General features: G+C 58.1%; 10 protein-coding genes and 1 pseudogene. 3 read left to right on the forward strand and 8 right to left on the reverse strand.

What is annotated here, in order from left to right; genetic code table 11:
• Positions 1-4 precede the first annotated feature (4 nt).
• From ACSQ83_RS22765 to ACSQ83_RS22775, 3 genes are all read right to left on the reverse strand, one after another.
• Positions 5-685 carry a response regulator transcription factor gene (locus tag ACSQ83_RS22765; RefSeq protein ID WP_414950304.1) on the reverse strand — a complete coding sequence of 227 codons (681 nt, stop codon included), beginning with the start codon at positions 683-685 and terminating at the stop codon, positions 5-7.
• Between the two features lie 134 nt (positions 686-819).
• Entirely contained in the window at positions 820-1,032 is a 213-nt protein-coding gene (locus ACSQ83_RS22770; protein WP_414950305.1) for a DUF4148 domain-containing protein, read from the reverse strand.
• A gap of 267 nt (positions 1,033-1,299) precedes the next feature.
• Positions 1,300-1,611 (reverse strand): DUF4148 domain-containing protein, encoded by a 312-nt coding sequence (locus ACSQ83_RS22775; RefSeq protein ID WP_414950306.1) that lies wholly within the window; start codon positions 1,609-1,611, stop codon positions 1,300-1,302.
• A 579-nt stretch (positions 1,612-2,190) separates the two neighbouring features.
• Here ACSQ83_RS22775 and ACSQ83_RS22780 point away from each other — a divergent pair.
• On the forward strand, positions 2,191-3,336 hold the full coding sequence (locus tag ACSQ83_RS22780) for a porin (RefSeq protein WP_414950307.1): 1,146 nt from the start codon (positions 2,191-2,193) through the stop codon (positions 3,334-3,336).
• Positions 3,337-3,452: 116 nt separating this feature from the next.
• On the opposite strand, the gene ACSQ83_RS22785 is transcribed toward ACSQ83_RS22780, so the two are convergent.
• Positions 3,453-4,208, reverse strand: coding sequence for an SDR family oxidoreductase (locus ACSQ83_RS22785; protein WP_414950308.1), 756 nt, complete (start codon positions 4,206-4,208; stop codon positions 3,453-3,455).
• Positions 4,209-4,346: 138 nt separating this feature from the next.
• Here ACSQ83_RS22785 and ACSQ83_RS22790 point away from each other — a divergent pair, with 138 nt between their 5' ends.
• Positions 4,347-5,270, forward strand: coding sequence for a LysR family transcriptional regulator (locus ACSQ83_RS22790; protein WP_414950309.1), 924 nt, complete (start codon positions 4,347-4,349; stop codon positions 5,268-5,270).
• Between the two features lie 197 nt (positions 5,271-5,467).
• Here ACSQ83_RS22790 and ACSQ83_RS22795 read toward each other — a convergent pair whose 3' ends face one another.
• The 4 genes from ACSQ83_RS22795 to ACSQ83_RS22810 all read right to left on the reverse strand — a co-directional run bounded on the left by ACSQ83_RS22795 (position 5,468) and on the right by ACSQ83_RS22810 (position 10,967).
• Positions 5,468-5,677 carry a hypothetical protein gene (locus ACSQ83_RS22795; protein WP_414950310.1) on the reverse strand — a complete coding sequence of 70 codons (210 nt, stop codon included), beginning with the start codon at positions 5,675-5,677 and terminating at the stop codon, positions 5,468-5,470.
• 483 nt (positions 5,678-6,160) lie between these two features.
• Complete coding sequence (locus ACSQ83_RS22800) at positions 6,161-6,793, reverse strand: response regulator (protein ID WP_414950311.1); 633 nt, start codon at positions 6,791-6,793, stop codon at positions 6,161-6,163.
• A complete protein-coding gene (locus ACSQ83_RS22805) occupies positions 6,790-8,817 on the reverse strand; it encodes a response regulator (protein WP_436229696.1) in 2,028 nt (675 codons plus the stop codon). Before ACSQ83_RS22805 ends, ACSQ83_RS22800 begins: the two co-directional genes overlap by 4 nt.
• Positions 8,814-10,967 (reverse strand): ATP-binding protein, encoded by a 2,154-nt coding sequence (locus ACSQ83_RS22810; RefSeq protein WP_436229697.1) that lies wholly within the window; start codon positions 10,965-10,967, stop codon positions 8,814-8,816. The genes ACSQ83_RS22805 and ACSQ83_RS22810 overlap by 4 nt, the downstream gene beginning before the upstream one ends.
• An 819-nt stretch (positions 10,968-11,786) precedes the next feature.
• Between ACSQ83_RS22810 and ACSQ83_RS22815 the strand changes: the two are divergent.
• Positions 11,787-12,828: pseudogene (locus ACSQ83_RS22815) on the forward strand (ABC transporter substrate-binding protein).
• The last annotated feature ends 181 nt before the right edge of the window (positions 12,829-13,009 follow it).

The following is a 13,009-nucleotide window of genomic DNA, read 5'->3' on the forward strand; positions in this document are numbered from 1 at the left end:
TGGATCACGTCAGGATGTAACCCGAACCGCGCACGGTCTGAATAATTGCGGTAGCACCGGGGGGATCGATCTTCTTGCGCAAGCGGCCCATGTGAACGTCGATCAGGTTGGTGCCGGGATCGAAGTGATAACCCCACACCGCTTCGAACAGCATGGTGCGCGTGATGGTCTGCCCCGCGTGCCGCATCATGAACTCCAGAATCCGGTACTCGGTTGGCAGCAGCGGCACTTCAATGCCGTCGCGCGTCACCTTGCGCGAAATCAGGTCGATGAGAAGCGGCCCTGCGTTCAGCGTTGTTTCATTACGTGCGGGAGCCTCGCGCCGGCGTCGCAGCAATACTTCGAGACGTGCTGTGAGTTCGTCCGAATTAAACGGCTTGGTCAGGTAGTCGTCACCGCCCGCACGCAGGCCGCGAATGCGCTCGTCTACATCGCCAAGCGCACTTAGCATTAACACTGGCGCCTGCACGCCTACCGTTCTCAAGGTGGTGAGGATAGTCAGGCCGTCGAGTCCCGGAAGCATGCGGTCGAGCATGATCGCGTCATACTCGCCGCTCATTGCACGGGCGAGACCGTCGGGCCCGTTATCTACCCAATCCACTTCGAACCCACATTTTTCAAGCTCTGCCACGATCTCATTCGCTGCTAGCGGATCGTCCTCTACCGTAAGCACTCGTGTCGTCATTGTTCCCAATCCCAAGTCGGTATCGGCAGAAAACCGCGTACCGTCTGTACTTCCAGAGGGTAAATGATGCCACAACCGACCCGATGAGATCGGCGAATGAAGTTGACGGACAGGCATCAGAAAGCTACCTGAGCTTAGCGGGCACCGCGATAAACGACTGTATCGAGATAATTAAGCTGGCCGTCTTTTTCAGCACGAACGAGCGAGCGCTCAACCTGCGCGCGGGTGAGCGTGGAGACGGGAGGTTTCCACGATTGGTCTTGCGCAGGTTTCGCTGGTGCCTGAGCAAATGCTGAAGAACATGCCGCGCATGAGAGAAGGCCTGCTGCGAAAAAAAGTTTTTTCATGTCGCTACTCCTGGAGAACCTGTGAATTAAGCGCCGCGGTCCGCGAATGGTTTTGGCACGGTGTTGACGGTGCTAAGACTACGCCGTGAGCCTTAACGGTCCGTCATCTGCTTCATGAAAAGATATTTACTGAAATGTGTTTAGGGCAAAGCCTCTAAGGGAGCATCGAAAATTTTGTGAACCATTATTTGGCACGTCGTGTCGATTTGACGGTTTGCTTCGTCCGCGGTTTTTTCAGCCGCGGTCATCCGCGGCAATGCTCAGGGCTTAGTTCGCCGATGAACTGGCCGGGTTGCCTGCGACCTGCGCCTGCACGCAGTCACGACGGTATTCCTGATGCAGCTTGGATTCGGCGGTTTGCAGTTGGTCCGGATATTCGTTGTCGTCGGAAGTCGGCTGATACCCGACCGCTTCCAGTTCGCTTAACTCCTGCATCAGTTGTTTATGCGTGACGGTGTGCTTGAGCGGCGTGAACGGATAGTCGTGGCATTCGGCCTGCGTGAGACTCGGAGCGGCCAGGGCCGACGCGCTTGTAAGGGCGAGTGAAAGCGTAATCAATGCAGCGGAAAGTCGTTTCATGGATGTTCTCCGTAAAGACAGCGGTGTTGAGTAGTCGCCCGCGCCTACTGGTTTTGTTTATCGACGGGTGACGAGATTCAGGATAGCGAACTGATTGAAACGGAAAGTCCGCTGTAACATGAAGAGTAATTTAAGGTTCACTGAAGTAAGCGCCGAGTAAGCACTGTGGCTCCGACGCAAGGTCGAGGCGGCTGTATTTTTACGTCGTCCATTTTTTCTGCGCTTATGCGGATTCCGCGCAGCGTTCAAGCAAAGTCCCAATACATCAATTCACATTGTTTGGAAGTTGCGTGTATCTGATTCACGACACGCATCGTTCTTGCCCCTCTCTTCCGAAAGCCTCAAGCGTTGCGCCCTTGCCTAGCCAGTATGCCGCTAAGGGCTTTAGCGCGTGCTCTTCCATCGTCTGAAAGTCAGAATTTCAGTTAGTCGCCGCAGCTATGAATAACGGCTCATTAACCTTCGTGGGCGCTTTCATGAAGTCTTAATTTCGTCGGCAAGTTCGCGCGGCAGGAAGCGAAATCAAGCGACGTCAAGCGACACACGCGCGTCTGAATCTACACATTGGGATTGGAAAACATGAAGAAAACCTTGCTAGCCGCCGCGATTCCGGCAATTTTCCTAAGCACCGTCGCGCACGCGCAAAGCAGCGTCACGCTCTATGGTTTGATCGACGAGGGATTTGACTTTACGAGCAACGGTCAAGGTCATCGCGGGTACGAAATGGTCAGCGGTGACACCGTAGGCAGCCGCTGGGGCTTGAAAGGCAGTGAGGACCTGGGCAACGGGTTGAAGGGAATTTTCCTCTTGGAAAATGGCTTCAACACGAACAACGGGCAACTCGGTCAAGGCGGCCTTGAATTTGGCCGCCAAGCTTACGTTGGCTTGTCGTCAGCCCAGTACGGCACGTTCACCATGGGTCGCCAGTACGATCCCACCGTCGACATGTGGAGCGGGTTCACCGCAGCGGGCAACACCATTGGCGATCTCGCGGCGCACCCATTCGACAACGACAACGCCGACTGGGATTATCGTATCCAGAACTCGGTCAAGTATGTGTCGCCGACGGTTAGCGGCTTTACTGGCGAAACCATGTACGGCTTCAGCAATCAGGCGGGAGGGTTCGCAACGAACCGCATGTACAGCGCCGCAGGCACCTACAAGATGGGGGGTTTTGCCGCAGCGCTCGCGTACATGAAAACCAATAGCGGCGGAGCCAACGCTTCGGGCGCGGTATCGAATGATACAACCGTCTTTACGGCCGACTCGCAGCAGAACATTGACGCGGGCGTCTCGTACACGTTCGCGAACAAGGCAATGTTAGCGTTCGCGTATTCGCATGTGGATGTCTACAATCCGACGAGCAACTTGTACTTTACGGATCAGCCGGTGGCCGGTACGCAGAACTCGTGGAAGTTTGACAACTTCGAAGTCAATGGGCAGTACTTCTTCAAGCCTGATTTCTGGATGGCGGCGTCTTACACTTATACGTTCGCGCACATTTCCGCTACCACTGGACGGTCGATGCCCAAGTACAATCAATTCGCCTTGATGCTTGACTACGACCTTAGCACGCGTACGTCGGTCTATATCCAGGGCGCTTATCAACACGTGAATGGCAACACGGGTACCCAATTCGACAATGCCGATATTCCAGGTTCGTCGGGCATCTCCTCAACCGGCAATCAGTTGATGGCCCGGTTGGCGATGACACACAGGTTCTGATTCTTTCGCATTGGAAGGACGACGATCATCGTTTTTCCGCGTGCAGCGTGTTGTGCAAAGATCCAAACAACAAGCTGCACGCATTTTTTTTGCCTCCATTGCATCGCCAAGACCGATCAGAACTCCTGCGCAGTCGGACGCAGCACGATCTCGTTGATATCGACATCGCTTGGTTGCTCGATCGCGTAGGCAATCGCGCGAGCGACCGAGTCCGCAGGAATCGCCTGCTGGTAAAACTGCCCCACTACCTTCGCGCTCTCTTCATGGGAGCTGCCGAGCTTCAGTTCGGAGTCGACCGCGCCAGGCAGGATGATCGTCGTGCGGATCGAGGCGCCTACTTCGTGGCGCAAGCCTTCGGAAATCGCGCGCACGGCAAACTTCGTACCGCTATAGACCGTGCCGCCGGGACTAAAAACCTTGATGCCCGCCACCGACGAAATGTTGATGAAGTGGCCGCTGTCCTGCTTCTGGAATACCGGTAACGCGGCGGCGATGCCGTACAACACGCCCTTGATATTGATGTCGATCATGCGTTCCCATTCGTCGACCTTGAGTTCCGACACGGGCGCGATCGCCATGAACCCCGCGTTATTGACCACGACGTCCACGCGTCCGTAAGCGCTCACGGCCCGATCGACCAGCGCCTGGACATCGGCGCGGCGGGTGACATCGGCGGCCAGTACTTCGACCTTGCCGCCCGCTTCGCGCAACTCGGCGGCGATGCTCTCAAGCCGGTCCAGACGACGCGCGCCCAATACAAGCGAGGCCCCTTTCGCCGATAAATGACGCGCCGTGGCTTCACCCAGCCCGCTGCTCGCGCCAGTGATGACAACGACTTTGCCTTCGATTCCATTGCTGATAGTGCTGCTCATTGTTGACAGGCTCCTGTGTTCCTGAGAAGGCGAAGGCCCCCTCGACAGAAGACAGTATGGGAATCGCAAGTCAACCATTCAATGGAAATGATACGATTTCATAATTCCATTTTATGGAACAAAATATGAGAGCCCGTCATGCAAAATCGCCTTGAAATGTTGCGCATCTATTGTGCCGCCGTTGAAGCACAAAGCTTCAAGGAAGCCGCTACCCGGCTAGGCACTTCGCCTCAGGCAATCACGCGAGCCGTTCAGGAAGCGGAAGCGTTGGTGGGCGAAATCCTCTTCCACCGCAACACCCGGCGCGTGCGCGCCACGCAAGCAGGAGAAGCGTTTGCGCAGCGCGCACGTGAACTCGTGCAGCAGATGGACGATCTCTTGAGACCGAAAGACAGCGAGATCGACGCCGAGATTGCGGGCCTGGTCCGGTTGACCACGCCGAAGTCCATCGGCGAACGTTTTCTGATGCCCGCGCTTGTGCGTCTCGCCGAGAAGCATCCGCGAATCACCCTCGACCTGCGTCTGTCCGATGCAATCAGCGACCCGATTGCCGAGCAGATCGATATTGGCGTACGGATCGGCTTCATGCGAGACAGTCGTTTCGTGGTGCGCCCTGCATCGCACGTGGGCTTCTCCGTCATTGCGAGTCCTAAGTTGATAGCACGCGTGGGCCGTCCTTCAGACCTCGCTGAACTTGCGCTGCTACCGGCAACTGGTTTTATCGACAGGAACACCGGGCGAGCGTGGCCCTGGCAGTTTTCCAACGGGCAGCAAATGACGCCGACCAACCTTGCGTTTCAGACCGACGATGGCGAGTGCGAGTGCCGCGCCGTGGTGGCGGGGCTGGGGTTTGGGCAGGTCGTGAGTTATCTCGCACTGCCCCTGCTGCGCGCGGGCAAGGTGATCAGCGTACTCGACGACATTGCGCCAGAGCCGTGGCCGGTCTACGTCTACAGGCCGCAGCGAGGACCGGTGCCCGCCCGCGTACGGCTTGTGTTCGACGCCGTGCTGGCCGCGCTGGAGAAATCGGAGCTGCAACATGGGCCTTATGTGTCGGGCTGATTTCATACCCGGGGCGATTATCTGCGAAGGCCAAAAAAAAGGCGTCGTGCGAACACGACGCCTGAAATTCTAGCTCCGAGGGGAGGGCTAGAACTGAGAGCCAGCTTACATCTCAACCTCCCCGGCGCATGTGCCGCTGAAGGTTCTACAAACTTGTCGCGACCACCGTTTTCGGCAGCGCGAGATGAACATTATGTTCAGTGCATCACACCGAAAAAAGCATGGACGGCATCGTCTGGCGTCAGGCCTACATCGAAGTAACCTTGAAGACGATCTGCTGTGGTTTCATCAAGAATGAACGGTGGGCTGATAAACCGCGCGGCGACCGCCTGGTCGTACCAGACGCTGATCCAGCCGGTAAGTTCACGCACATCCTCCTGCACCTGCAGCCCGAGTTCGCTGTCCATGGGATCTCCGCAAAAACACACCAGGGTCGACACGCTGCCACCCGGCCACGCTTTATCAAAGCCGTCCCAAACGACCGTTTACTTGCCAAGAGCCATTCAGATGAAAGAACACTAGAGAAGCCGGACCGCAAGCGAAAGATAGTGCCTAAGCATAATGGCAATCGCTTCAACCCGCCTTGAAAACACCTTACAAACAGACTGGCGCTTGAACCGCGGCGGTCTCTGGCGACCACTATGATCCCTAGCGAAAGACTTGGGGTTTTGCCGGTGCCGGCGGATTCATCGAACGCTCCTCGCACCCTTTCGCATAACACCATGCTATCTGGTTCCGTTTCATTTTCCAGTCGGTACAAGCGGCATTTGATCTAGGGAAATCCTGCAACGACTATAAGGATTTCCTGACACGCAACCTGCTCAGTGTCCGGGGCCGCGTCGAGACTCAAATGTGCATTTTGAATCTTTCATTTTCTTACTTTCATGCGCTCACTCAGTCACCAGCCCGTGCCGGACCGCATAACGAATCACTTCAGAGTTGTTAGTGAGCCCGAGTTTCTGCATGAGCCGCATCTTGTGCGTGCTAATCGTCTTTGCACTGAGCGACAACACCTCGGCAATATCATTGATGCTGTTTCCGGCCGCCAGCATTTGCAGCACCTGGAACTCTCGGTCAGAGAGAATCTCATGCGGCGGGCCGTCGCTGGAAGGCGAATCGAAAACGATTGCATCGACCAGCTTCGGGTCAATGAAGCGCCCTCCCGCCGCCAGCTTGCGGATTGCGGCGAGCAGGACCTCAAGGTCGCTGTCCTTGGTCACATAGCCCGTTGCACCCGCGCGTAACGCCCGCGAGACCACTTGCCCCTCGTTGTGAATGCTCAGCACGAGGATCGGCAATGCGGGTTGCTCAGCCCGCACGCGCCGGATCAAATCCACACCGCTAATGCCGGGCATGGTCATATCGAGCAACAGCAGGTCCACGCGGCAAGCACGCAACTTGTCCACCACTTCAGACCCATGCGCGGCTTCCCCTACTACGGCAATATCAGTCGTCGTGGCTACGATCTGCTTCAGGCCGCTTCTCACGATTGCGTGGTCATCCGCTATAAAAATACTGATCATCTTTCCCGTCCGCTATCCAGCGGCAAATTGATTGAAACCATCGTTCCAGCACCTGGCGCACTGTCGACCTGAAGCGTCCCGCCTATCAGCCGCGCCCGCTCGCTCATGCCCAGCAAGCCATACGAATAGCCGCCTTGCGCGGAGTCCGGGTCAAAGCCCTGACCGTCGTCGCTGACTCGAAGATCGAGCGCCCGGTTCGTGCTGACGAGCGTCACCGCCACACGCGACGCGCCGGCATGCCGCGATACATTCGTGAGCGACTCCTGGACAATACGGAATACGGCGGTTGCATGGGCGTCCACAAGGCTCGGTTCACCGCCTCGCACGACCAGTTGACAAGGCATGCCATTGCGCCGGCTAAAGTCTTCAGAAAGCCACTCCAAGGCCGACACAATACCGAAGTTGAGCGCCGCCGGTCGCAAATGGCTCGCCACGTTGCGCACCATCCAGATGGTTTTTTCTACCAGTTCGCGGATATCGTCTATCTTCCGGGTCGCTTCAGCGTCCGCGACTACGCGCATCTTGAGCAGCGCAACATCCATTTTCAGCGCGGTGAGCAACTGACCCAGTTCGTCGTGAATCTCCAATGCTATACGGCGCCGCTCCTCTTCCCGGATTGCCTCCAGATACGCCGATAACTCACGCAATTGCTCGCGCGACGCCAGCAATTCCTCTTCTGTACGCTTGCGCTCGGTGATGTCTTGAACAGTGCCGACAATCCCCCACGACTGCCCCTCCTGGGTATCCACGCGTTCTGCCTGAAGCCGGACAATACGTGTCGTCCCATCGGGACTCGTGATGCGATGATCGATGCCAAAGGACTGTCCCTTGGCAAGCAGACCGCGCGCCGCGCGCCTGACCATGGCCTGGTCGTCGGGATGAACCAGCGAGAGATAAGCGCTATAACACGGCTTCGCGACCAGGCTCTCCAGTCCGAGGATGCGGTAGAGCCCGGTCGACCAGTGCGTGATCCCGCTATCGCGATCCCATGACCAGTCGCCGAGCCGAGCCAGGCGCTGGGCGTTGGCGAGACTCGCTTCGCTCGCGCGCAGTTTCTCGTCGGCATTCCTGCGCGCCGTGATGTCGTAAAGCCCTACATAAATGGCCGGAACGTCGCCATAAGTCGCGACCCGCGCATTGGCGACGGCCCAGAACGAAGTGCCGTCGGGTCGCCTGAAACTTAGCTCGGCATTACGCAGACATCCTTCGTCGCGAAGATGGCAGACCAGTTCGCCGCGCTCCTTGGGCAATGCATATAAGTCGATAATATTGCCAAGCCCCGCTTGCGTCGTATCGAGCCCGAAGAGTTCGCGCATCGGCTGGTTCATGTACAGGATGTCGCCTTGCGGCATGGACGTAATACACAGCGGCACCGGACTCGTCTCCACAATCGCGCGAAACCGCGCCTCGCTTTCCTTTAGCCGCGCCTCAACGTACCGGCGTTCGACAATCTCCAGGTTGAGGCTGCGGTTGGCCCGCGCCAGTTCTTCAGTGCGTTGCGCTACCCGCGCTTCGAGTTCGTCGCGGGCATCGCTTAGCGCTTTCTGCGTCTTTTCGCGTGCGGCAATTTCGTGCTGCAACTGCATGTTCCGCGTCACGAGTTGCTGCTGCAGCGTGCGCAATGCCAGATGCGTGCCAATACGCGCCGCGACTTCGTCAACGCGGATTGGCTTGGTCACATAGTCCACGCCGCCCGCTGCCAGCCCTTCGATCACGTCCGCGCTCGCGGACATCGACGTCATGAAGATCACGGGGATGTCGCTGGTGTCACTATTCAATTTAAGCCGCCGGCAGGTCTCGTAGCCGTCTATGCCGGGCATCTTGACATCAAGCAGGATGAGATCCGGTTGCGAGAACGCCGCGCGCTCGAGCGCTTCCAGCCCATCCAGTGCGACCAGCACCCGAAAGCCCTGCCCTTCGAGACTCTCCACGACCACACTCAGGTTAGCGGGCATGTCGTCGACGATCAGGACTGAAGGCGGTTCCAGCTCCGGGGGTGCAAGGTCGATAGCCGCATTATTCATGACGCTTGTCCCCCTTCAAGATGGCGCTCGACGAATTGCACGATCGCCTTGGTCCGATAGTTCTTCGCAAGCGAGCGCAACTCCGCAGCGAACGCGCTGTAACGCTCGTCGAGGGACGCGATGCGTTCGGCCCACAACACGATCTCGCGCATGTTGCCCTGGCGTGCAAGCCGGTGCAGGTCCTGCATTTCACGCGAGGGCACGGCCGGGCACGGCATCATTGCCGCGGGTTGGGGCAGCGGCTCGCCAAGTGGCGCATAAGTCCAGGAGAGCGCAAGCAGCGCGGCAATCTTTGCGAGCAGCGTGTCGAGATGAATGGGTTTCGCGACAAACGCGTCAGCGCCCGCGCTCAGGCTGCGCTTTTCGTCGCCGCCTGTCGGGCTTGCGGAGATCGCGATGACCGGCACGCCGGTAAAGTCCGGCAGCAGCCGCAAGCGGCGCATGGTTTCGAGTCCGTCCATTTCGCTCATCACGATATCGGTCAGGACTATTGATGGACGCTTCACCTGAGCTTTCTCCAGCGCTTCCTGACCGCTGGCTGCTTCAATCATGTCGAAGCCGATCTGTTCCAGCATGTCGACCACCACCGCGCGGTTAGTGGCCACGTCGTCGATAACCAGCACGCTCCTGCGCGCTCCCGTGTAGCCGGTGACCACCCATGCTGGATTGGTGGCGGCTGACGAGGATGGTGCAGGAACCGCTTCGAGGTCGAACCAGAAGGTGCTGCCCTCGCCTTTGCGGCTCTCGACCAGGATCTCGCTTCCCATCGAACGCACGAGTTGCCGGCTGATGCCAAGGCCAAGCCCGGCTCCTCCACGATGCCGTTGTTCATCGCCGGTTTGCTCGAAGGGTTCGAAGATCAGCTCGCGCTGCATGTCGCCAATGCCGATTCCGGTATCTTCCACCCCGAAGCGGACCCGGCCATTCTGCAAGAGCGCCACTCGCAAACTTACGTAGCCGCTGTCGGTGAATTTCACCGCGTTTGCCAGCAGGTTGAGCAGTACCTGGCGCAACCGGCGTTCATCGGCACGCACGGCGTTGGGGACGTCGCGCGCGGCTTCGCATATGAAGAAAAGCTGCTTTTGCTCAGCCTTCACGCGAATGATTTCCGCGACGTCTCCAAGCAACCCGGGGAGTGGCACGGCAACAATATCGAACGGCATTTTGCCGGCCTCTATCTTCGCGATATCGAGAATGTCGTTGATCAGCGCAAGCAAGTGTTCGCCGCTCCTTTGAATCACGCCGAGCCCGTCGCGCTGGCGCTCGCTGAGCGTCCGGTCCCGGCCAAGGACTTGCGCGTACCCGAGGATGCCGTTCAGCGGCGTGCGCAGTTCATGGCTCATGTTGGCGAGGAATTCGGATTTCGCGCGATTGGCCGCCTCGGCGGTGCGCCTCGCTTCACGGCCTTCGGCTGCTTCGCGTTCGTCTTTATACGCGCGGTGGAGGCGCGCGCACATGGAGTCGAACGCGGCCACTACCCGTTCGAGTTCATCTGGACGGCGCGGCCGGCGGCGCTGCAGCGTGAAGGCTTGCGGCGCCTGCCGGAAGTCGTAGCTTTCGACGCGCCGCGCCACCGTGGCGAGATGGCGCGTGACGAGCCGCGAGAAGATATAGATGGTGAATAGCGACACCAGAAAAGTATTGGCGCCCTGGCTCAGCAAGATCACCAATGCGGTCTTAAGCAGTTCGTTGTACAGGTTGTCGAGCGTTGCTTCCACACGCAGCGTGCCGATCGATTCCTCGTGACCCTGGGTGCGATACACAATCGGAAAACTGCGCACCATGACCGGGCCGCGCGAACGAGTTCCGGCGGCAACCACCATGGAGCTGTCGCTGGCGATCACCTCGGTGACTTCGGCCAGCCGGATGTCCGGCAGATGGAGAATGCCGTCAAGTTGGAGTTCGAGTTGCGGACGGTCGAGCCGCCAGAGCGCTTCGCCCAGGCTACCGCGATAACTGCTATCGATTTCCGCAAGGCGGCTTTCGATGAGCGTGACCCCACGGTGATAATCGCGATAAAGCTGAAGCGCCGTAAGCGTTAGCGTGACCGTGCAACTGAACAGGAACACGGTAGCGAGCAGCCGCATCACGACACTGCTGCGATGACGGCCGACCAGGTCGCATAGTCCGCCGAATGTGTTGATCGCCATAGATTTCCTTGGGGCCGGCCTTGGTTCTTGACCCGCCTATTTTGCGCGCTCTGGCGGTGGTCTAACGATGGCATAACACGACAAATTCAAAGAAATGCAGGCGAATTTTCCTGCATTCATCGTTTAGGAGACGACCGTGCGCATTGTCATCATGGCACGACGAACTGCGCTTACGATGACCTGCGATGTATGCGCTCGGGATGGGCTGAATGGGCTGAAACCCCTAAAGTCGGAGGATTTCCCGGTCCGCTGCGCCCACGCGTTTGAACTGCTCACTGAAAAGTGCTGCGACGAACCATGTCGCAATGCAGGCCTTACGTCGAGCGGGTTTGTACGGCCGACATCTCCGTTGCGCGCTCGCATCTGGAAGCGGCAAGGGGGCGGCGGATCAATGTCATGATCCGCGACGTGGGTCATAAAGAACCGGATGAACGCTCAAGAAGCGTTCTTGCCCCGTGGGCAATTCATGGCCTCGAAGAGTTATTGTTGGATCCTGCAAAGCCGCAATCATGGCAGGGCTGGTCATTACCCCACGTTATGGGTACTCAAACAATTGCGGCATTGCCTCCTCAAAAATGGCCCCTATATTTTTCCCATGTCAGCCTTGCGCGCCTTGCCTTGCATTGCAACAGGGGTCGCTTGAGCGTGTGAGTCCGGCTGAACCGCATGGCAAGATGCAGACATTACATTGATCGCTTGGCAGACGTTGTATCAACAGGCAAGTCGCATGCGACTTCTCATGTTGATTCCTGCGCACGTTGCTTGGCGCGTTTCTTCGTTACCCGCAGCCGAACCACTCAACCATCAGGACCGCCGTCGATGAGAAACCTGTCGCTCCGCCCCATCGCACTGTCGCTGCTTATTGGTCTTGTTTCGACCGGACCCGTTTTCGCCGCGGGACAGATCACTTTCGTGTCACAAGGCGGCAGTTATCAGGAGGCCCAGGACCAAGGCCATTCTCGATCCCGCCGCGAAGCTGCTTGGGATTACGGTCAACCAGGACAGCATCCCTGACGCATGGCCGGCGATCAAGGCGCATTGCGCGACCGGCAAACCGATATGGGATGTAGTGGATACCCCAACGTCGAACTGTTTGCGCGGCGGCCGCGAAGGCCTGCTGGAGAAGCTGGACTTTTGCAAACTGCCGAATGCGGCTGCCATGCCGGAGCAGTATCGAACGCCTTATTCGGTTGCCTACGAGTTCTATTCGACGGTGATTGGCTACAACAAGAAGGCGCTCAAGAAGGTCCCGCAGAGCTCGGCGGATTTTTGGAACGTGAAGGCGTTTCCTGGCACGCGAGCGCTTCGCAATGATCCGCAAACGGTACTCGAAGCCGCGTTGCTCGCGGACGGCGTGCCGCGTGACAAGCTTTATCCGCTCGATGTAGACCGGGCCTTCAAGAAGCTTCAGCAGATCAAGCCCGACATTACTGTGTGGTGGACGTCGGGCGACCAGTCGGCGCAATTGCTGCATGACGGCGAGGTAGACATGGAGATGATCTGGAATGGCCGCGCGAGTGCGGTGCAGAAGGACAATCCGGACGTGGCTCTTACTTACAACGATGGCATTTTGCGAAACACGCAGTTGTGCATATTGAAGAATGCGCCGAATCTGCCGACGGCGATCCAGTTTGTGAATGTGGCGGTGTCGCCGGAATTGCAGGCTAACCTGCCGCTTTATATTGACTATGGTCCGGGTAATCCGGCTGCGTTCAAGACTGGCAAGATTACGGCTAAGCGGGCAAGCGAATTACCGAGTTCGCCGGAGAATGCGGCTAAGCAGGCGTTGATGTCGGAGGAATGGTGGGCATCGGAGCCTGGTGTTCAGGCCAAAGCGCGGTGGCTGAAGGTTATGCAATGACGGGGGGTGTTCGTTCGCACTTGGGGTTGGGGGGAGCGAGGTTGGTCGGTGGGGTTAGTGCCAGTTGCGAGGGTCTGGGGTTAGCGGTCTGGTTCAATGCCGGGTTGCACGGGTTCTGCGTTAGCGGTCGGGGGCTATGCCGGGTTGCTGCTTTCCAGGTCTTTGCGCGTTTAGTGCTAGC

Source organism: Caballeronia sp. LjRoot29 (genome assembly GCF_964252755.1).
Taxonomy (GTDB): domain Bacteria; phylum Pseudomonadota; class Gammaproteobacteria; order Burkholderiales; family Burkholderiaceae; genus Caballeronia.